Origin of the sequence: Paenibacillus sp. JJ1722 (assembly GCF_048282685.1) — a bacterium.
Classification (GTDB): Bacteria; Bacillota; Bacilli; order Paenibacillales; family Paenibacillaceae; genus Paenibacillus; species Paenibacillus polymyxa_B.
Genome location: NZ_CP182500.1, coordinates 1,763,423 through 1,784,034 on the forward strand (window position 1 = coordinate 1,763,423; position 20,612 = coordinate 1,784,034).

At 45.4% G+C, this 20,612-nt stretch carries 19 protein-coding genes; 10 read left to right on the plus strand and 9 right to left on the minus strand.

Going from position 1 to position 20,612, the window contains the following annotated elements:
- The first annotated feature begins 11 nt into the window (after positions 1-11).
- The 6 genes from ACM1ND_RS07835 to ACM1ND_RS07860 all read left to right on the plus strand — a co-directional run bounded on the left by ACM1ND_RS07835 (position 12) and on the right by ACM1ND_RS07860 (position 6,651).
- Entirely contained in the window at positions 12-968 is a 957-nt protein-coding gene (locus ACM1ND_RS07835; RefSeq protein ID WP_071558978.1) for a 4-hydroxy-3-methylbut-2-enyl diphosphate reductase, read from the plus strand.
- A gap of 263 nt (positions 969-1,231) precedes the next feature.
- The gene (aroF, locus tag ACM1ND_RS07840) at positions 1,232-2,269 is read left to right on the plus strand and encodes a 3-deoxy-7-phosphoheptulonate synthase (RefSeq protein WP_023987802.1); all 1,038 of its coding nucleotides are present in this window, start codon (positions 1,232-1,234) and stop codon (positions 2,267-2,269) included.
- A gap of 271 nt (positions 2,270-2,540) precedes the next feature.
- Positions 2,541-3,965, plus strand: coding sequence for a type I glutamate--ammonia ligase (glnA, locus tag ACM1ND_RS07845; RefSeq protein ID WP_028542951.1), 1,425 nt, complete (start codon positions 2,541-2,543; stop codon positions 3,963-3,965).
- Between the two features lie 265 nt (positions 3,966-4,230).
- Positions 4,231-5,322 carry a 3-phosphoserine/phosphohydroxythreonine transaminase gene (gene serC, locus ACM1ND_RS07850; RefSeq protein WP_028542950.1) on the plus strand — a complete coding sequence of 364 codons (1,092 nt, stop codon included), beginning with the start codon at positions 4,231-4,233 and terminating at the stop codon, positions 5,320-5,322.
- 239 nt (positions 5,323-5,561) lie between these two features.
- The gene (trmL, locus tag ACM1ND_RS07855) at positions 5,562-6,026 is read left to right on the plus strand and encodes a tRNA (uridine(34)/cytosine(34)/5-carboxymethylaminomethyluridine(34)-2'-O)-methyltransferase TrmL (protein ID WP_023987805.1); all 465 of its coding nucleotides are present in this window, start codon (positions 5,562-5,564) and stop codon (positions 6,024-6,026) included.
- 376 nt (positions 6,027-6,402) lie between these two features.
- On the plus strand, positions 6,403-6,651 hold the full coding sequence (locus ACM1ND_RS07860) for an AbrB/MazE/SpoVT family DNA-binding domain-containing protein (protein ID WP_013309439.1): 249 nt from the start codon (positions 6,403-6,405) through the stop codon (positions 6,649-6,651).
- 99 nt (positions 6,652-6,750) lie between these two features.
- On the opposite strand, the gene ACM1ND_RS07865 is transcribed toward ACM1ND_RS07860, so the two are convergent.
- The gene (locus ACM1ND_RS07865) at positions 6,751-7,818 is read right to left on the minus strand and encodes a phosphodiester glycosidase family protein (RefSeq protein WP_071558977.1); all 1,068 of its coding nucleotides are present in this window, start codon (positions 7,816-7,818) and stop codon (positions 6,751-6,753) included.
- Positions 7,815-8,222, minus strand: a complete 408-nt coding sequence (locus ACM1ND_RS07870) for a hypothetical protein (protein WP_023987807.1) — start codon at positions 8,220-8,222, stop codon at positions 7,815-7,817. The genes ACM1ND_RS07865 and ACM1ND_RS07870 overlap by 4 nt, the downstream gene beginning before the upstream one ends.
- A 275-nt stretch (positions 8,223-8,497) precedes the next feature.
- Here ACM1ND_RS07870 and ACM1ND_RS07875 point away from each other — a divergent pair, with 275 nt between their 5' ends.
- Entirely contained in the window at positions 8,498-9,154 is a 657-nt protein-coding gene (locus ACM1ND_RS07875) for a response regulator transcription factor (RefSeq protein ID WP_023987808.1), read from the plus strand.
- A 50-nt stretch (positions 9,155-9,204) separates the two neighbouring features.
- Positions 9,205-10,458 (plus strand): PLP-dependent aminotransferase family protein, encoded by a 1,254-nt coding sequence (locus ACM1ND_RS07880; protein WP_023987809.1) that lies wholly within the window; start codon positions 9,205-9,207, stop codon positions 10,456-10,458.
- Positions 10,459-10,477: 19 nt separating this feature from the next.
- Here the strand turns inward: ACM1ND_RS07880 and ACM1ND_RS07885 are convergent, their stop codons facing one another.
- Entirely contained in the window at positions 10,478-11,311 is an 834-nt protein-coding gene (locus ACM1ND_RS07885) for a DUF2161 domain-containing phosphodiesterase (RefSeq protein ID WP_071558976.1), read from the minus strand.
- A gap of 283 nt (positions 11,312-11,594) precedes the next feature.
- On the opposite strand from ACM1ND_RS07885, the gene ACM1ND_RS07890 reads away from it, so the two are divergent.
- Entirely contained in the window at positions 11,595-13,490 is a 1,896-nt protein-coding gene (locus ACM1ND_RS07890) for a PrkA family serine protein kinase (protein ID WP_023987811.1), read from the plus strand.
- Between the two features lie 291 nt (positions 13,491-13,781).
- A complete protein-coding gene (locus ACM1ND_RS07895) occupies positions 13,782-14,804 on the plus strand; it encodes a globin-coupled sensor protein (RefSeq protein WP_023987812.1) in 1,023 nt (340 codons plus the stop codon).
- 140 nt (positions 14,805-14,944) lie between these two features.
- Here the strand turns inward: ACM1ND_RS07895 and ACM1ND_RS07900 are convergent, their stop codons facing one another.
- From ACM1ND_RS07900 to ACM1ND_RS07925, 6 genes are all read right to left on the minus strand, one after another.
- Entirely contained in the window at positions 14,945-15,841 is an 897-nt protein-coding gene (locus ACM1ND_RS07900) for an aminoglycoside phosphotransferase family protein (RefSeq protein ID WP_076294950.1), read from the minus strand.
- 18 nt (positions 15,842-15,859) lie between these two features.
- Positions 15,860-16,870, minus strand: a complete 1,011-nt coding sequence (locus ACM1ND_RS07905) for an aminoglycoside phosphotransferase family protein (RefSeq protein ID WP_076264328.1) — start codon at positions 16,868-16,870, stop codon at positions 15,860-15,862.
- A 206-nt stretch (positions 16,871-17,076) separates the two neighbouring features.
- The gene (locus ACM1ND_RS07910; protein WP_023987815.1) at positions 17,077-17,628 is read right to left on the minus strand and encodes a PepSY domain-containing protein; all 552 of its coding nucleotides are present in this window, start codon (positions 17,626-17,628) and stop codon (positions 17,077-17,079) included.
- Between the two features lie 119 nt (positions 17,629-17,747).
- On the minus strand, positions 17,748-18,341 hold the full coding sequence (locus ACM1ND_RS07915) for a PepSY domain-containing protein (RefSeq protein ID WP_068940126.1): 594 nt from the start codon (positions 18,339-18,341) through the stop codon (positions 17,748-17,750).
- Between the two features lie 22 nt (positions 18,342-18,363).
- Positions 18,364-19,725, minus strand: a complete 1,362-nt coding sequence (locus ACM1ND_RS07920) for a sensor histidine kinase (protein ID WP_068940128.1) — start codon at positions 19,723-19,725, stop codon at positions 18,364-18,366.
- The gene (locus ACM1ND_RS07925) at positions 19,722-20,423 is read right to left on the minus strand and encodes a response regulator transcription factor (protein WP_023987818.1); all 702 of its coding nucleotides are present in this window, start codon (positions 20,421-20,423) and stop codon (positions 19,722-19,724) included. Before ACM1ND_RS07925 ends, ACM1ND_RS07920 begins: the two co-directional genes overlap by 4 nt.
- Positions 20,424-20,612: the final 189 nt, after the last annotated feature.

The window sequence follows — 20,612 nt, forward strand, 5'->3', positions numbered from 1 at the left end:
GGGGGCTCATTTTGGAAGTACTCAGAATTTCGCCCCGGGGTTACTGCTACGGCGTAGTCGATGCCATGGTATTGGCACGTCAGGCAGCCAGAAATCTGGACTTACCCCGGCCTATTTATATATTAGGCATGATTGTGCATAACAGTCATGTCACCAATTCCTTTGAAGACGAAGGGATTATTACACTGGACGGCCCGAACCGTATGGAGATTTTAAGCAAGGTAGAGAGCGGCACTGTTATCTTCACTGCTCATGGCGTATCACCAGAGGTTCGCAAGCTGGCACGAGACAAGGGGTTGACTACGGTAGACGCGACTTGCCCTGACGTCACAAAAACGCATGATCTGATTCGGGAGAAGTCTGCCGAAGGCTATCAGATTGTTTATATTGGCAAAAAGAATCATCCAGAGCCGGAGGGAGCTATCGGTATTGCTCCTGACCATGTTCATCTGATTGAAAAGGAAGAAGAAATCGACAGTCTTACGTTACCAGCTGGCAAAATCCTTATTACGAATCAGACGACCATGAGTCAATGGGACATCAAGCACATTATGAAGAAGCTGCTGGAGAAGTTCCCAGGTGCTGAGATACACAATGAAATCTGTTTGGCGACGCAGGTACGTCAGGAAGCGGTAGCTGAGCAGGCTGGACAGGCGGATCTGGTGATCGTTGTCGGTGATCCGCGCAGTAACAATTCAAACCGATTGGCTCAGGTTTCGGAGGAAATTGCTGGTACAACAGCTTATCGTATTTCTGATGTGACCGAGCTGAAGAGGGAGTGGCTTGAGGGCGTAGTCAAAGTGGCTGTGACTTCTGGGGCTTCCACGCCGACACTGATTACCAAAGAGGTTATCACGTATTTGGAGCAGTATGATGCGGCTAACCCGGATACGTGGGAGATTCAGCGAACCATAGATATGAAAAAACTGCTGCCTCCTGTACGGGAGAAGTCAAAAACGACGAAATAGTTTGTGATTGATTACAGCCGTTATTCGGATACAACCATCCGGATAGCGGCTTTTTAAATTGTTTTAATTTATAGATATTATTCGGTTAGCTTCACTAAGTTAGAATATTGAATAATTCGGGATAATTAAGCCTTGACGAGTATAGCTAAAACAGGTATAGTTGCTTTAACGAATAAAAGCTTAAAAGCGAACAAGCGTCTAAGTGTCATAATATCAATCTATAATGGGTTAATAAAATATGTGTCATAGAGAGGAAGAAAAAAATGATCGTTATCGCTGGTGTTCAAACACCTGAAGAACATATTCAAGCTATTGTTGAAGTTATTGAGAAAGAAGGATTGCAGGCTCATGTATCAAGGGGATCGGATCGCACGATCATCGGACTGATTGGTAGCGTAGAGCCCAAGCTGGCTGAACATCTGCGTCAAATGAAAGGCGTAGAAAATGTGGTTAAAATATCGAAGTCCTACAAATTGGCCAGCCGTGATTTTCATCCGGAAAATACGGTTATCTCCATTAAAGGTGTAAATATCGGCGGGGGCGAGCTTGTCATTATGGGTGGACCATGTGCCGTTGAATCTGCTGCACAGATAGATGAAATTGCTGGATTGGTCAAAGCAGCAGGTGCGCAAGTTCTCCGTGGAGGTGCTTTTAAGCCGCGTACAGGGCCTTATAGCTTCCAGGGAACTGGTGTAGAAGGTTTGATCATGATGGCTGAAGCAGGCCAAAAGCACGACCTCCTGACCATCACAGAGGTCATGACACCTGAATACGTAGACATTTGTGCGGAATATGCCGATATCCTGCAAGTAGGTACACGGAATATGCAAAACTTCGATCTACTGCGTAAGTTGGGTACTTGCGGCAAGCCAGTGTTGCTCAAACGCGGCTTTAGCTCGACTTATGACGAGTTCTTGAATGCTGCCGAGTACATCTTGGCAGGGGGCAATCCGAATGTTATGCTGTGTGAGCGCGGTATCCGCACATTTGAAACCTACACCAGAAATACACTCGATTTGTCTGCGATCCCTGTGTTGCAACAGTTGAGCCATTTACCGGTTATTTCTGATCCTAGTCATGGCACGGGTAGACGTGAATTGGTTGTTCCTATGACGAAGGCTTCGGTCGCTGCCGGAGCAGACGGACTAATTATTGAAATGCATACAGATCCCGATAACTCGATGACGGGGGATGGTGTACAATCCCTGTTCCCAGATCAATTTTCAGATTTGCTGAAAGATTTGGAAATATTGGCTCCTGCTGTGGGGAAAACATTTCACACGCCTAGTACCATTGCTTAAAACCAATGTTTAACATTAATGCATAAAAGTTTTGCTGCAACGCAGTAATGAGATTTAAATTACCTAAAAGCCCGATGTTTCGGGCTTTTTGTGCTATTCAAATGTTATCAAGGGCGTAAGCATATCTAACATTAGTTTAAAAAATACCTTACATAGCTATTGACCCGTGTCATGTTTGAGATTTATAATGACGACAGAAAAAAACATTCGATCATGAACATTTCAGGGTTGTATAAGACTTAATGTTCGGAAAAATTGGGAGGAAGAAGACATGTCCGTTGAAAACGTATTGAAAACAATTCAGGAAAATAATATTGAGTGGGTAGATTTTCGTTTTGTAGATTTGTCTGGTCGTGCTCACCATATTTCATTGCCAGCTTCCGAAGTAGATGCAGAAACATTTGTTAACGGTGTTGCTTTCGACGGTTCTTCCATTCCCGGCTATCGTGGCATCGAGGAATCCGACATGGTTATGCTGCCCGATCCAGAAGCGGTTTTTATCGACCCTTTCACTCAGCATCCTACACTGAATATTCTGTGTGACATTGCTACGCCAGATGGCGAAAAATACGACCGCGATCCTCGCGGCATTGCAAAAAAAGCTGAGGCATTTCTGCAATCCGCAGGAGTGGGCACAGCAGCATTTTTTGCACCTGAGTCCGAATTTTTCATCTTTGATGATGTTCGCTACGAAAGCGGCATGAATAGCTCCTCCTTCTTCGTAGATTCCGAGGAAGCAGCTTGGAACACGAACCGTAAGGAAGAAGGCGGCAACCTGGGCTTTAAAGTGGGAGTGAAGGGCGGATATGTACCTGTAGCGCCAGTAGACACCCAACAAGATATCCGTAGTGAAATGTGCCGTTTGCTTGAAGAAGCAGGTCTGAGAATTGAGCGCCATCACCATGAGGTAGCTACGGCAGGCCAAGCGGAAATCAACTTCCGTTTTGACACACTCAAGAAAACAGCAGATAACCTGCTCGTCTATAAATACATTGTACACAACACAGCTCGTCAATATGGTAAAGTGGCAACATTCATGCCGAAACCAATTTTCGGGGACAACGGAAGTGGTATGCACGTTCACCAATCCATTTTCGATGGTGACACTCCTTTGTTCTACGAAAAAGGTGCTTATGCTAATCTGAGCGAAATGGCTCTTCATTATATTGGCGGTATTCTGTACCATGCACCTGCATTGATCGCTTTGACAAATCCAAGCACAAACTCGTTCAAACGTCTCGTTCCTGGCTACGAAGCACCAGTTAACCTGGTATTCTCCAAAGGTAACCGTTCTGCGGCTGTACGTATTCCAGTAGCGGCTGTTACTCCAAAAGGCTGTCGGATCGAGTTCCGTACACCAGACTCCACTGCTAACCCTTACCTTGCCTTCTCAGCGATGCTGATGGCGGGTCTGGATGGTATCAAGCGCAAATTGAACCCAATCGAATTGGGTTATGGTCCACTTGACACCAACATCTACGAGCTGTCTGACGCTGAAAAAGGTAAAATCCGTAGCGTACCTGGTTCATTGGATGAGGCTTTGGATGCTCTGGAAGCTGACTGCGAATTCTTAACTGAAGGTGGCGTATTTACGAAGGACTTTATTGATAACTATGTAGAGTTCAAACGTTCTGAAGCTAAATCGGTGAACATCCGTGTTCATCCACACGAATATAGCCTGTATTTTGACTGCTAATAACTTGATTGCTTAGCTGCTTTGAATAACAACCACTAGCTTACGGGTAGCAGTTGTTATTCAAGATAGGTCTCCGGTCTTATGCCGGGGACCTTTTAATATTAAAGTGAAAATTACAAAATAAAGATGTTAAATACGTTAACATTCACAACTTTGTCACATCATAAATGAAATTGAAAACATTTTTATACAAGTCTTGAACGCATTTATGAATACTGCTATCATAGCGATAATATCCACACCAGAGTAGAGAAGGGATGGGAATTTGTTGAGTAAGAGAGCCTACAATTTTAATGCAGGACCAGCGGCATTGCCGCTTAAAGTACTGGAACGTGTACAAGCTGAATTCGTAGATTTCCAGGGAACAGGGATGTCGATCATGGAAATGTCTCACCGTGGAGCTGTGTATGAATCTGTTCATAATGAGGCGCAGGAACGTCTGTTATCTCTGCTGGGCAATCCACAAGGCTACAAGGTGTTATTCCTACAAGGGGGCGCAAGTACGCAGTTTGCAATGCTGCCTTTAAATTTCTTGCGCGAAGGACAGACTGCGAGCTATGTAATGACAGGTAGCTGGTCGGACAAGGCATATAAAGAAGCCAAGCTACTGGGCAAGGCTCATATTGCCGCATCCTCCGCTGATGAGAAGTACATGCGTCTTCCGAATGTGGATTCCTTGGACTTGCCTGAGAATACTGCTTATGTGCATATGACGTCCAACGAAACGATTGAAGGTACACAATTTAAGCAATTCCCGGATACGGGGTCCGTACCATTGATTGTGGACATGTCCAGCGATATTTTTTGCAAGCCTTTTGATGTTACTCAATTTGGATTGATTTATGCTGGCGCACAAAAAAATCTGGGACCTTCTGGTGTGACGGTCGTGATTGCCCGTGAAGAGTTGCTGACTTCCTCACCGGACAATATTCCTACGATGTTGCGTTATAGCACATATGAAAAAAATAACTCTCTCTACAATACTCCCCCATCCTTTGCCATATACATGGTGAATGAAGTGCTGAAATGGATTCAGGAAGAAGGCGGTTTGGAAGGCATTGAGCGCGTGAACCAGCAGAAAGCTGCTTTGCTATACGACCGTATTGACAGTAGCGAAGGCTTCTATCGTGGTTGTGTGGACAGCGCTGATCGCTCTATCATGAATGTAACCTTCCGCCTCGCGAATGAGGATCTGGAAAAACAATTTATTAAGGAATCCGAACAGGCCGGATTTATCGGACTGAAGGGACATCGCAGTGTAGGAGGGCTTCGCGCCTCGATCTACAATGCTGTTCCACTGGAGAACTGTCAAGCATTAGCCGAGTTTATGGACGGATTCAAGCAACGTAACAGTTAATTACGCGGACATATATTTCGATACACGATATTTAAAATCGAAAAAGTAAATGTAGAGCCTTCCCTGAATGTGTATAGGGGAAGGCTTTTAGTGGTGTGGGTTGAAATTTTTGTCGTTTGATGTTCATATCTGTCTGATTTTGTTAAAATAAAAGAATGTGTATGTTTTTAATGTATACACTTTGGTTAAACTGTAGGTTATTTGTCTGATGAATTTAATGATGAAGGGAACGAAACGTGATGCCATTACATATTGTGCTTGTCGAGCCGGAAATCCCGGCTAACACAGGTAACATTGCCAGAACGTGTGCTGCAACCGGAACTCATCTGCATCTGGTGAAGCCACTGGGCTTCCGTACCGACGATGCCACGTTAAAACGGGCTGGACTTGATTATTGGTATGCTGTCCACATTGAATATCACGAGTCTTTTGCTGAAGTGCAGGAGAAATATCAGGAAGGCCGCTTTTTTTATGCGACGACCAAAGCGAATCAGCGATATAGTGATATTGCATTTCAGGATGGAGACTTCTTGGTATTTGGTAAAGAAACGAAAGGTTTGCCTCCAGAGCTGCTAGCTGCTAATCCAGATACATGTATCAAGATGCCTATGTCTGATAAAGTAAGATCTCTAAACTTGTCGAATTCCGCTGCGATTATTGTATATGAAGCGCTGAGACAAATGGATTTTCCGGATTTATCATAAAGAGCATCGAGTGAACAAGTATAAATGCGAATAAAGAACCAGGACCTTAGTTGCTAATAAGAGTTTCACCTTTGTTGCTCAAAGGTACATGACAGTGGAGCTTAAATAAAGGTTGTATGGTCGAAAATTTGCGAAATTTCTCAGCGAGGGCTAATGATAATTGGCTTTCCGGTCGATAAAAATATTATAGACATTCTGTACCATACTTTGATATGGTTCATGATTTTATGAAAAAATGTAATAAAATTTCCTGTGATCAGCAGGATTCGACAAAAAGACAGCGAATACTACATAAAGAATAGTGTCTTTGTACCTAGTTTTTCGCATGGTAAGAAATTTGTAAGTTATTACTCAATAGGAGAGGTGTACGATCACGATGAAACCTGCCGGTGTGGTACGTAAAGTTGATCAGCTGGGGAGAATAGTTTTGCCTAAGTCACTGCGTAAAAGGTACCAAATGAATGAGGGAGATCCTGTCGAAATTTTGGTTCAGGGTGACCACATTATTTTGGAGCGTTACCGTCCAAAATGTGTATTCTGCGGGTCAGTAGAACAAGTGAACGATTTCAAAGACCGTTATATTTGTGCTCAATGCCTGACAGAAATGACACAGTATTCCTCCTAAATGAGGCAAAAGCATCACGACATTCGTTCGTGATGCTTTTTTTCGGATAGAGCCGTACGTCGGCTAGCATATTTAATTTAGTAGTAGACTATTAGGTAGCTATTTATAGAACAAAAAATGAGTAGGGACTGGACGCAAATTACCATCTGACGGTTTGTTTACGACTCGACCGTTAAGTATAAGCGACGAGGAACCGCCTCCGTCCAAATTATAGGCATCTTGAACACCTAGATTGTACATTTTCCCTTGCAGTTCTTCGAGCGTCGCGCCCGAACCCCCGCTTTCATTGTAGCCGTCTACGACAATAATGAGCAACTGATCATCTTTATAGTTGCCAATGACCGTACGCGGGGCCCGCTTGGGGGAGACTTTCCATTTGTCAGGAATAGGCATTTTTTGTCCCCTTTGCAGCAGGACGGGAACGAAGGTAGCCCCAAAGGCAGGCTTTAAGCTGTCAAGAGCACCTTGACTGTAAAATTTGCCACCGATAAGCTTGCCATCGTTACTCAGTCCGACGAAGGATAAATCCTTAAAACTGGACTGAAAGCCAGTAAGGTAGTGGCCGTTCAAGACAGTAGTGCTTAATGGATAGCGTTTGCCGTCTCCATCCGCAAAGCCGCCTGCATTGATGCCTGCAATAGCTCCGTGTCTCAAGACTGCACGCATGGTGGTTTCGGAGCCACCCAATTTGTCACTTCCCAAAGACATTTTCATAGCAGTAGGATCTTTAAGTTTGACCTTCATAGCGTAGCCATGATAAATTCCCGGGTTTACCTTAAACAATTCAATGGTAATCCGGTTGCTATCTACCCGCTCATAGGGAACCCCCAGTTTGGCGGTGATACGTCGATCATAGATGATCGCGGGCCGCTTGGACTGCGTAGAGGCAGTCACGACAAGCTGATTAATCGTTTGGGTCGTTTGCTTGTATAGCTCAGAAGTCCGGTGAATCGTAGACAAGGTGTATGTTGCCGTTTGCTTGGCTTCATCAAGCTGCTTGCCTACTGATTGCGTTTGTAGAGTGACTTCAGCTTTTTGCAGACTCGAAGAAGTAGACCCAGGAAAGCTCAATGAGGGATGCACTAACAAAATACACCCCAACAAACCGATAAAAGGAGCAAGGGCCAACATAAAGAACCGGTTCACTTGTTTTGCGTCTACATTCATTTTAGCAAGTCCATTTTTTTCTGAAGTGTATTGAGTTGCTGCTTGACTTCGTTTAATTGGGTATACAGTTTATTGCTGTTATCGGTCTTATTGTTTGCATTATCCTTCGTAAAGGTCAGTAGTTCATTGAAGGACTGGACTTTTCCCTGCAATCCGCTAACTTCCTTGGAAAGAGCAGTCAGTTGCTTTTCATAGTCAGATTTGAGTGCTTGAATCTGTTGGTCTGTATGGGTTTGCATCTCGTTTAGCATTTGCTGCTTCAAGTGATTGCTATACAGATAGGTTGCGAGAGCACCTAGTATAATAAGAATGAACCAAAATAGCAGAAAAGCCTTTACGGGTAACCCCTTTCTTGAATTGCTCCGCCGAGCTTCGGTAGGAGGACGTTCAGGTGAAGCTTGCATACGATTTTCAACTCCCGTGTAAAGTCAAATTTCCAGTCTTTATTTGCAGTACCAATTCTATCATGGGCCTATTTATTTCGCAAAAGCGAAATAGTCGTATAAAAATATTGGAAAAAGAGATTGCATCGGAAGGAAGTCCTAGGATACAATTTCCTTAAACGTTTTTCGCTTCCTATACGTTCACATTCGCGCAATTTCTACATATGCAATCCCCAATTTTAGAATTATTTTCACTACTAACTATGTATTTTTTTGTAAAATCAGGAGGTTTAGATATGAGAAAAGTATGGCAGGTGGTCATCATAGATATCCATCCTACAAGTATGCTGGGAACAAAGCTTATTTTGGAAGACCAGCAGGATTTGCTTGTCAGAGGGATGTCTTCCTCCGGAACGGAAGGCTTGGAGCTGGCTTGTTCCATTCGACCGGAAATCATTTTAATGGACTACAGGTTGCCTGAGGGAACGGCGGAACCATTTTTGACACAAATGCGGGCCTTGTCTCCGGACAGCCATATTGTTATTATGACGGATGAGGATAATATTACGTTGTTTCAGCAGCTAATTTCGCTTGGAGCAAATGGAATGTTATCCAAGCAGGCATCACCGAGCCAGTTAATCCATCTGATCAACGGTTTACGCGAAGGATTTGCTTCTTTACCAATGGACTGGATTCGGTGTGGAAACTGGCCCTTTATGCCGTTAATGGCATCCGAGCCTTTTGACGAATTGACACAAACCGAAGTGTTTATTATGGAACGTATTGTACAAGGTATTACATATGACAAAATTGCTATCGAGATCGAAGTTAGCCGGCGCTCCATTGATAATTATCTACGTAAAATTTATGCGAAATTAGGCGTGTCCAGCCGGGCGCAGGCGATTGAACGTTATGCCTTATATGCGCGTCAGATGAAGCAGCTATATGCCTGACGCGTCAGCCCGGAGATCATGACCTATTTTTCAGGAGAAGGAGGATGTTCATGCAATATTCCTTTGCTTCACGAACGGCTGCGATGTTGGCTTCTCCAGTGCGTCATATCCGGGAAAATGCGAGAAGACACTCCTTTATATCTCTGGCTGAAGAACTACCTGCACAAGAGCTGTTTCCGGTGAAGTTGCTGGAAGAAGCGGCCCATGATGTGTTTGGCTCCGGCCCTGACGCCCTCCAGTATGGTGAACCGGAGGGCTATTTCCCTTTGCGGGCATGGCTTGCGGGAGAGTGGGAACAGCGTAAAGGAGTAAGAGTACCACCAGGTCAAATCCTTCTCACGACAGGCAGTCAGCAGGCCATTGACCTGATCATAAGACTGATGGTGGATGAGCGTGATCCGGTATTGGTCGAAAACCCTACATCTCCTGGATGTTTACAAGTACTATCTATGCAGGGTGCGCAGATCGTTCCTGTAGAATCAGATGCGGAAGGTGTCATTCCTGATAAGCTTGAAGCTTTAATGATCCGTTATCGACCCAAGCTTTTTTTTGCCACGCCAACGTTTACAAACCCGACGGGCTCCTTGTGGAGCGCGGCAAGGCGGCAGGAAATTTTGGACCTGTGCAGGCATCATGAGGTGCTAGTAGTTGAGGATGATTCTTATGGTGAATTGCATTTGAAGCAAAAAAATGAGTCCCATGACAAGAGTCCGCATGGTCAGAGTCGAAAATTTGCAGAGACTTACCCCTCACTATTTGCGCTGGATCATGCGGGCCAGGGAGGTCAAGTACTCTATATTGGTTCGTTCAATAAAACAGTTGCTCCTGCGCTGAGAACGGGTTGGGCTGCTGGTCCTGCACCGTTAATTGAAGGGATGTACGCCTTGAAGCAGCTGGCTGATATGCAATCCAGTACGATGAACCAACGGCTGCTGTTCCAATTGCTGACCAGCTCGCGTTTTCAATGGCACGAGCACTTAGCGATGCTGAACAAGGAATATTCGACTCGACTTCAATTAATCTTGGAGCTGCTCAAGCGCCCGTTTTGGAAAGACGTGACGTATCATATTCCGTCCGGTGGCATGTATGTATGGGTGCAGTTGCCCGATGGGCTGGACAGCGCATTGCTGCTAAAGGCGGCGTTACCCAAAGGCGTAGCCTTTATGCCCGGTGCGCTATGTGCGGTTGGCAGTGAAGGCGCGTCCCATATCCGACTCAATTTTAGCCATCCGGGCCGTGAGCAATTGCTTATGGGCATGAATCTGATCGGTGAGACGATCAGTGAATTTACTGCGCGGAGCTAGCAAAAACCATCGCCCCATGTCAGTCATCCTCCGCTTCCGCAGCAACAGTGGAGTAAGTGAATGGCGCTTCCGCAATCTGGCGCTGTCCACTGTCCTCGTCAAGCTCTGCATCCATTCCAGTGGCCGTTTTAATGCCATGCTCTTGCAGTACTGCCGCATACTCGTTCAGGGCAGCTTCGCCAAACGGAGTCAGTCGATAGCGGCCGCGGGATACGCGCTCAAACCAGCCGTAGTAGTTGTGCTGAAGTACGGCAGCAGCTGTGCTGACGGCTGCTATGCGGGCGAGCTGCGCCGGAGCGGCTTCCCCCAAGCTCTGCAAGGCTACGGCTACACGCAGCGCTTTTTCCCGATAGGCAGTGACCAGCTTGCGTCGGGTGCTGCCGCCGATATTGTGGTCACCGCTGCGTGCGTGAAATTCCCGCAGCAGCTTTTCCTTGCGCGAGCCGGGGCGTACCTTTGCTGCATTGTGGACATTGTCGCTAGGCGCCGCAGGCTTACACAGTACCTCAACGAGCGGCGGCTTAGTTTTAAAATGGGTGACGGTGAGCAAGCCAAGTCCTAACTGGCGGCACAGTCCGACCAGCTCGTTCCAGCGCTGATTGACTGCCCCTTTTTTGGCACGATTCCGTTCTACAGCTACATATACATTGCTGCTTAGTTTCAAACGCTGCATGCCTTGCAGCACAAGCGCCAGGTTAAACGTCTTTTTGATTTCCACAATCAGTGGTGTCTGTTGCCCTGGCTTGATACCCACCAAATCGCAGTTGCGTACCTCTCCTTTGACTTCATATCCCAAGTTCTCAAAAAAGGCTTTCACCGGAGCGTACAGCTCCGTCTCATGCCGAACCGCCATGACTTCTCCCGCTCCTTTATCCCATTATTCCGAGCTTATATTGTACCATAATGCGTCAGGTCCGCGTCGTTGTTGTATATTTTAGCACAGTGTATCCCTTGGTTTTTTCGAAAAAGCAGAGAGACCTGTCATAAAAAATAGGTCAATTCTTAAATCAATCTGCATAGGTATGTATTACACTTTTTTTAAGGGGATTGCATCATATCCTGAAAGGCGTGACGAGTGTAGCCATAATCATCAGGAGTGGAGGATAGTCATTACGCAGTCATGGGAGGAACCGAGCATGAATATTTTTGAACGCGTTGCGGAGTACCGGGCGGAAAACAACCGTCTGGCCTGGAGCGGCACTTTTAGAGAGTATATTGAGATACTCAAGAAAGACCCGACGCCGGCGATGACAGCTCATGCACGGGTTTACAAGATGATTGAATCTTTTGGTGTAGAAGAGGTTGGGGGACATAAGCGATACAAATTTTTTGAGCAGGAGATCTTTGGACTGGATCGAGCGCTGGAAAAGTTGGTGGAGGAATATTTCCATTCATCAGCCAGGCGGCTCGATGTGCGCAAGCGTATCCTTCTTTTGATGGGACCCGTCAGTGGGGGGAAATCGACACTGGTCACGTTGCTAAAACGTGGTCTGGAGAAATTTTCGAGAACGGATCAGGGAGCTGTATACGCGATTGAAGGCTGCCCCATGCACGAGGACCCGCTTCATCTGATTCCCCATGAGCTGCGTCCCGATTTTGAAAAGGAGCTGGGTGTACGGATTGAAGGTAATCTCTGCCCATCCTGCCAGATGAGATTGCGCACGGAATTTGATGGCGATATTGAAAAGGTCCGCGTGGAGCGGGTATTTATATCGGAAGAAAACCGGATTGGTATTGGTACGTTCAGCCCTTCTGATCCGAAGTCACAGGATATTGCTGATTTGACGGGCAGCATCGACTTTTCCACGATTACGGAGTATGGTTCGGAATCTGACCCGCGTGCGTATCGGTTTGACGGAGAATTGAACAAAGCGAATCGTGGACTGATGGAGTTTCAGGAAATGCTGAAATGCGATGAGAAGTTTTTGTGGAATTTGCTTTCTCTGACCCAAGAGGGAAACTTCAAGGCTGGGCGGTTTGCGCTCATCAGTGCAGATGAACTGATCGTGGCTCACACCAATGAATCCGAGTATAAAAGCTTTATTGCAAACAAAAAGAACGAGGCGTTGCAATCACGGATGATTGTAATGCCGATTCCTTATAACCTGAAAGTATCTGAGGAAGAAAAGATTTACGCCAAGCTCATTGAACAAAGTGATATGAAACATATCCACATTGCGCCTCATGCGCTGCGAACGGCTGCCATTTTCTCCGTGCTTACCCGCTTGAAGGAGACGAAGAAACAGGGGATGGATCTGGTCAAAAAGATGCGCATGTATGACGGTGAAGAGGTCGAAGGATACAAGGAAGCCGATCTGAAAGAAATGCAAAGTGAGTTTCTGGAGGAAGGTATGTCCGGGGTAGACCCGCGGTACGTCATTAATCGTATTTCTAGTGCATTGATTAAGCAAAATGTGGAATCCATCAATGCCCTGGACATTTTACGAGCAATTAAGGATGGTCTGGATCAACATGCCTCCATCACAAAGGAAGAACGAGAGCGCTATCTGAATTTCATTTCCGTGGCTCGTAAGGAATATGACGAATTGGCTAAAAAAGAAGTGCAGAAGGCCTTTGTGTACTCTTTCGAGGAATCAGCCAAGACGTTGTTTGACAACTATTTGGATAACATCGAAGCTTTTTGCAATTGGGCGAAAATTCGCGATCCACTCACAGATGAGGAACTCGACCCGGATGAGCGGCTCATGCGCTCTATTGAGGAGCAAATCGGGGTATCGGAAAATGCGAAAAAAGCGTTCCGTGAAGAAATATTAATCCGTATTTCCGCGTATTCTCGCAAGGGACGGAAGTTTGAGTATCATCATCATGATCGGCTGCGAGAAGCCATTGAGAAGAAGCTGTTCGCCGATTTGAAGGATATTGTGAAGATTACGACTTCGACCAAAACGCCTGACGCTAATCAGCTCAAACGGATGAATGAAGTGATTAAGCGATTGATTGAGGAGCATGGCTACACAGGAGCCAGCGCTAACGATCTGTTGAGGTATGTAGGTAGCCTCCTGAATCGGTAAGACGAAATAATAAACAAGTACAGTATGGTGAAACCATGGGTTGATCTGGATGGTGCCACACGGTTGTGAGGTATCCGATCAACGTGTTTCGTAGAGGGAATTCGGCAAGCACAGGGGATTTCAGGTGCTGCCGGATTCTTTTTTGTATCATCAGGCAGTTGTGATTATATATTTTCTGAAATTGCTATGAAAAAAATCATAATCAATCTTCTGCTTTTTTAACATTTTTTAAAAAGTTGCCGATAAATATGGTAATGTAAAATCTATGTAAACTATTATTTGGAGGAACTTATGATTCATGTCGCGGAGAGTAGATTAAAACAGATACAATATATTGGTATTACTGATGATGATTTGGCTTTATTGCATCATTATCAGGGACTATTCCAATCTATTGTGAATGAGGTGGTCGATCGGTTTTATGAGCATGTAGAAAAGGTTCCGCATCTCATGTCGATTATTTCCAAATGGTCGAATATTGAACGACTAAAACAAACACAACGTGAATACTGGCTTTCTCTCGCAGATGGAAAAATAGATGATCCGTTTATCGAACACCGTCTTTTTGTGGGGCAGGTACATTCCCGAATCGGATTGTCTTCCGATTATTATTTGGGCACGTACATTGCTTATCTTGATATTGCAGTGGACATTTTAAAGCGTTCGGGGATAGAGGACTGGTTTTTTATTGTGCATGCTCTTTCCAAAATGTTCAACCTGGATTCCCAGCTTGTACTGGAAGCTTATCAGGAAAAGGAAAAGGAACAAATCAACGAGCTGGCCGACGAACAAACGCAGGTGCTGACCGTTGTGTCCCGAATTGCGCAAAATTTGACCGGGATGATTGCTGAGCTTAGGGAAAATACGGATAATATCGCGGAGAGTGCCTGCAACACTGCTTCTTCGCAGGAACATACAGAGGAATTGGTACAGCATTTGAGTGACGAGATTAAGCATATTGAGCAGATGAGCGGTACGATCCGGGAACTGTCCGATCAGACTCATCTGCTGGGACTGAATGCGGCGATTGAGGCTGCCCATGCGCAGGAAGCAGGGCGCGGGTTTCAAATTGTGGCACAGGAGGTGCGAAAGCTCGCATCCAATTCGAAGCAAGCACAGGAGCAAATTCAGCGCAAGGTGCTGGATATTGCCCGTATGCTTGACAGTGTGCAATCCGAAACAGCTGCCACAACAGCCAGTGCCCGGCAACAGGCTTCCAGCTCAGAGGAATTGGCTTCGTTCACAAAGCTGATCGAAAACATGGTGAAGGAATTGGAAATGCTGCAGCACTCCTCGGAAATGCTGCAGGTGTAAGATGTGGCTTGAATGTACTATGGGGGCAGCAAGTCGATTGGCTTTAGCGGCATGCGCTTTTCCTGTAGTTGTTGTCAGAACACAAAAAAACAGACCTTTTCAGCGGGTCTGTTTTTTTTGTTTAGTTCCAAGCTGACAGATTATAATAACGATCTAAGTTCACGTCGGTATTTGTTCAAATGCACGAACGACGGAATGACTCGCTTGGCAGAACGGAAGCCGCCTATTCTGATATTGCGGACTACATGATAGGGAGAGATCAATAGTGCGTGAAGCAGATGCAAATCATGGGTGCTCAATGGACGATATCGTTGATAGTAATCTATCGCGCGCAGCATCTTTGTCCCATTCCAAAGACAATTCCGATGAAGAAGATGGGAGAGATCTTTCATCCTTACATGTAGGGAGCAATTTTCAAAGTCGATCAAATGGATTTTGAGCTGTTTGTCTTTAATCAGATTGGGATAATTATAGTCGCCGTGTATAAATGCGGCGGCTTTTTGCTCCTGAGCAATGGCTTCTCTAACTTTGGGCTGCTGTAGGCGATGGGACACTTCTTCACAAAGAGCTACGAGATGTGCTGTGCCTCTGTATGGGATGAGGCGTTTTTTGTATCCAGATATTTCATCGCTCAAGCCTTCATAACGGATTCTGGATGGCGGAGCTTCAGTGATAGGAAAGCTAACGGCACTGGAATGGAATTTGGCTAAAGTAGCAATTCCCTTTTTGAAGTCTATTCTTTTTGTGAATTCTGGTCTGAGTCCATGAACCCAATTGGTTAATGTATACGAAACACCTTCATAGGTCATGTAAGCCGTTTGTTGTATTGTTGGATAGACCTTTTGGCTGCGTGTAAACCCGCGCTCATCCAAGTAGGACAAGACACGTGTAATAAAACGGATCTCTTCTTCCGGAAATTTGTAGGGTTTTAAGCAATAAGTCGTATTAGCGGTCTCAATCTTGTGAATGTCCTTCATTTGACGGGTACGCTGAATTTTAATTCCGTACATCTGCTCAACGTTCGATAAAATCGACATTTTGATCCTCACTTTCTTTTATACATGAGCCCACTCTTGCAAAATATGGATGATTTGTAATCGAAGAGGCCACGACTGATCCCAATTGTCCAGGATTTCGCGATCTCTTGAACGATTCGGGTGTCGGGAAGCATGCCAGGCTTCTCGTGGTAGTTTATATAAAGCTGTAACAATCTTCCGTTCAGTACGGCTTAGTGGTTTACGCTTTTGGTATCCCTTCAGCAAGGATTGCACAAATTCAGGATTGAATTGAGTAGTATTCATAAGGGCCTTTGCCAAATCAGCATAGATTGAGCCGATTTTAGCCCGATCCCAATCAATGATTTTGAGATGACCGTCATCCGAAATAATGACATTTGGGGTAGTGATATCACTGTGTATCAAGGAGGGATGCCGATGTTCCATCCGAAGCAGCCTTATGATGGATGCATCCTGCAAATCCTTCCATGCTCGCCTGGATAAACGTTTGCAGTTTTCGCCGTGAGCATTGTACCAGTTGCGGTACGTTTTATCATGGCGACTGTTTTTTATCATTTTTCTTTGAAAAAGACGATCCTGGTTTTTCCATATCCGCAATTGTTGAATGGTCGGAGGGGACTTTCCTTTATCCATCCGATGCAAGCCGGTGGAGGTGGCGTGAAGTGTGGCAAGTGCCCGCCCCAGTTTTTCGAAATCTTCAGCGGTTTCCAGTCCCCGTCCTTTGATCCACTGACTTACATAAAATGGCGTTCCTTGATGTAGAGTCCATAACTTGCCGGAATGAGTGGGGAGCCATGCGGGCATGTAGGTATACTTTCTCTTTTTCAAAAGCCTTATATGACTCGCAGCTCGTTCCATCTGTTGAATCGTATTTGAACGGACCATCTTTGTACGACTAAAGGGCTTTAATGCATAAGTTCCCTTTTTCGTTTTCACCTGGATCACTGCATTTTTTCGGTATAATGATGAGACTAAGCTTGATTTTAACGGGATCAGGCCGAAACGACGGGTGATTTTGCGAATCTGTGCTTTAGTATAGGATTTCGCCATAAGAACCTCACTTGACTTTGGATTGAAGAAAAAGGTAATCCTCTGTTAGTTATCAGTCTATTCATGAAGAAATAATAGGTGCAGTTTTATGAAGCCATCTTCGTTCTTTTCCTATGTCACATTGGTCAAAAAAACGGAGCAGCGAAAGTTCGCTGCTCCGTTTTAATTAGCTCTGTATTTAGTTACCCTGATTATGACCTGGGTGATTAATATTCGTTGTCATCATCATCTTCGTCTGTATCCACGATTGCGCCAGATGATGCATGGATTTCAAGCTCAACGGTTCCTTCGTTGGTGAGTACCTTTACCTCGTAGATGAACTGTCCATCTTCCTTATCCAATTTAGAAGACAAAAGGGTACTCCCGGGTACGTGCTTAAGCGCAATTTGTCCAGCCTGTTTTTCAGTCAGGGTGATGTGATTTGGCTTGTTAAGGGAGGACTCGTCATTCGAGTCATGATCAAGCTCAGAATGGGAACGGATGGTTTTCCCAGTATAAGCATCAACATCTATATCCCAATCTTTATCCCCTTGCTGGAGATCCACCTCATAGTAGACTTTTCCGTTCTTGCGCTCCAGTTCGACATCTTCAACTTGTGCATTATTCCCCACAGCCTTCTTGGCAATGTTGGCAGCGGCGGTCGCTCCAATAAGGCCCGTAGGTTTAGCGGCCCATACGGCATTCGCTGAGACACCCGTAACTGTAACTCCAAGCAGAACCGTGGCTGCCATAATTCCTAATGTATAGTTTTTTTTCATTACATAATTCCTCCTTGTGCTATAAGCATGAATACAGCTTATCTCTTGAACATGAGAGGAACATAATAGAATCATGAGAAAACTATGAGAAAACATGAGCTGAGATGATCATCAAGTCGTCATGATTCGTTGTGCTCCTGTTTTTCTTTTTCCCACGTTATAGAGTCGATAGAGCCCGATACTGCATTGACCTGTACTACTGCTTCACGCCCATCTTTTACCTCAACCTCAACCAGATAGTAGAGGCCTTTGTCGTTGCGATGAAGCTCAATATCATCGGATGTTCCGTTAACTGCTTTGGCAGCAAGCTTGGCTGCTTCTTTCTCTGTAATAACGAGAGAAACCGGGTCAGGTTTATTAGCTGGATTCGATGTGTCTCTGGTTGGTGAGTTACCAGGATTGTGGTCTTGGGGCTCCTGCTTCGCATCTGTATAAGCCTGTGTCCGCTTAATGGAGTCGATGACACCGTCATAGGCATTGGCTTTTATATCGTACTTCCCTTTGGCGCGTTCCAGCCTGATCAGATAAAAATCACCCAAGCGTTGGGATTCGAGCACCTCGCCGGGATACTGATGCAAAACGGATTGGATGACGGCTTTTTCTTCCAATGGAGAAGCTGCTAACGACCGTGCCCAAGGCCACTGTAAAAGACAAATTGTAATCAATACAGCCGCCAGCGTACCCCCAATCATCCACACATAGATGGCTTTCATCGTTATTCCCTCCTTTGGCTTATTATTTTGGAACGGTAGGGAGGATGATCGTTGCAGTTGTTCCGCTCCCCTCTACACTTTCTAGCCCAATTTGAGCATGTATAGCTTGTGCAATTCCTGTAGCCAATGATAAGCCTAGCCCAGCCCCACCTTCCTCGCGGCTTCTGGCTTCATCCACACGATAGAAGCGGTCGAATACTTTAGATAACTTTTCTTCCGGGATTCCAATTCCTTGATCTGTGATTCTTATGCAGGGTTGAGCTGTACCGCCCACCGTATCAATCATCAGGTGTATCGGCTCGTCACTGTATTTGCGTGCATTATCCAAAAAGATAAATAGCAGCTGCTTCAGCTTATTTTCATCGGTATAGCCAATGCAGTCTGTCTGTACATCCAGTTGAATTTGTCGGGCGAACGCATTTTCAAATGTAGCTTTTAATTCTGTCGCTATTCTGGTCAGGTGTACAGGCTCCAGCACGACATTCCATTGTTCTTCGTTTCTGGCCAACAGAAGAAGCTGCTCTGCCATGTCCTTCATTCGGATCGCCTCGGAATGAATCGCTTCAACGGATTCGGCGAAAATGTTGGGATGCTGCAACCCCCGCCGTTTGAGCAGGCTGGCATAACTTTCAATAATGGTGAGCGGTGTCTTCAACTCATGGGACGCATTAGATACAAATTGTTCTTGCCTGACGAAATTCCGCTCCAGCAGTTCAATCATGTCATTAAATGTTTCTCCCATTTCGACCAGTTCGTCGCGTGATGATGAATTGAGCGGAAGGCGTTTAAATTTCCCGCTGCGCTGAATTTCTTTCATCGTGCTAATCATAGATGTAATTGGACGTGTGATCAGTCTGCCGAGCAGCCTTCCCGACACCACAACAGGAATGAGCGCAATTCCAGTGACAGCCACAAGTACAATTCTGAGTACCTGTAGCGTCTGCATCGTCGGTTGCAGACTTTCGGTCACCTGGAGATTGACAACCTCGCCATTGGTCCAAATCATGGGGAGCGATACAAGAATGTAACGATTGCTTTCATAGGTAATCATGCGAACCTGCCGTGTTTCATCAAAAACGCCCTTCATCAAGCTAAGAGATTGCTCGGAAGAAGAGGTGATAGGGGGAAGAAAGTCGCCTTCTGGTTTCATCAGCCGAAGCATGCCATCCAGCGGTACATAGGCTCGGAGAAGATCCTCAGCGGCTACGGATACCGGAGCACGTTGAATCCCACGAACTATGTTCTCTGCTGCGGCCTCTACCTGGTCTTTTCGATTGTCTATCGAAAATTGGCTGAATAGGAAATAGATCGAAAAATTAATGGCTACAAGTAAGACCGCGAATAATAACGAGGTGTACGTATGGATTTTGTTTTGTAGCTTCATAAAGATTCCTTCAGTACATAACCAATTCCGCGTACAGTATGGATCAGCTCAGGGAGCTGGCGCGTAGGGTCGATTTTATTGCGCACGTAGCGAATATACACATCGACCACATTGGTATCGCCCATATAATCTATGCCCCATACATTCTCCAGTAATTGTTCACGGCTAAGTACCTGCCGCTGGTGTCTGAGTAAATGAACGAGCAAGTCAAACTCTCGCGGTGTAAGCTCAATGTTGTGCTCTCCTCGAAGAACTTCACGAGTACCTTCATGGAGACGTAAATCCCCGGCACTAAGCCATTTATCTACCCCTTGTGGAGCCATGTCTTTCGTTGCACCCACTCTGAGTGCGGCCCGTACACGTGCAAGCAGCTCTTCGATCACAAACGGTTTGGTAACATAATCATTGGCTCCCAAATCGAGTCCCTCGACCTTATCTGCAATGGAACTTTTAGCCGTCAGCAAAATGACAGGAACGTTCGCATCATGCTTACGAATCCTACGAAGTAGCTCGATGCCATTGAGACCGGGAATCATAATATCCAGCAACACTAGATCCCAATTGCCTTTGCAATACGTCTCCAGCCCATCAATTCCGTTTTTTTCTTTACATACTTGATAGCCTTCAAATTGAAGTTCGATCTCTAGAAGCCGGGCAATCTTTTCTTCGTCTTCTACGATCAAAATAGATTGTTTCATGATCATGCCCTCCTGTAGGCGAATAGCCGATACGGAAGTATTTTAGCATATACGGACAGGTAAGGCACTTCAAAGCGCAGGGCAGTGAGGGAAGCGATGTTTATGCTGCGTTATATTTCTTGACATTAAAAAGGAATAAAATGTAATGGTAGCGCTATGATTTTGTTTTTTTATCCTTTATGCACAACA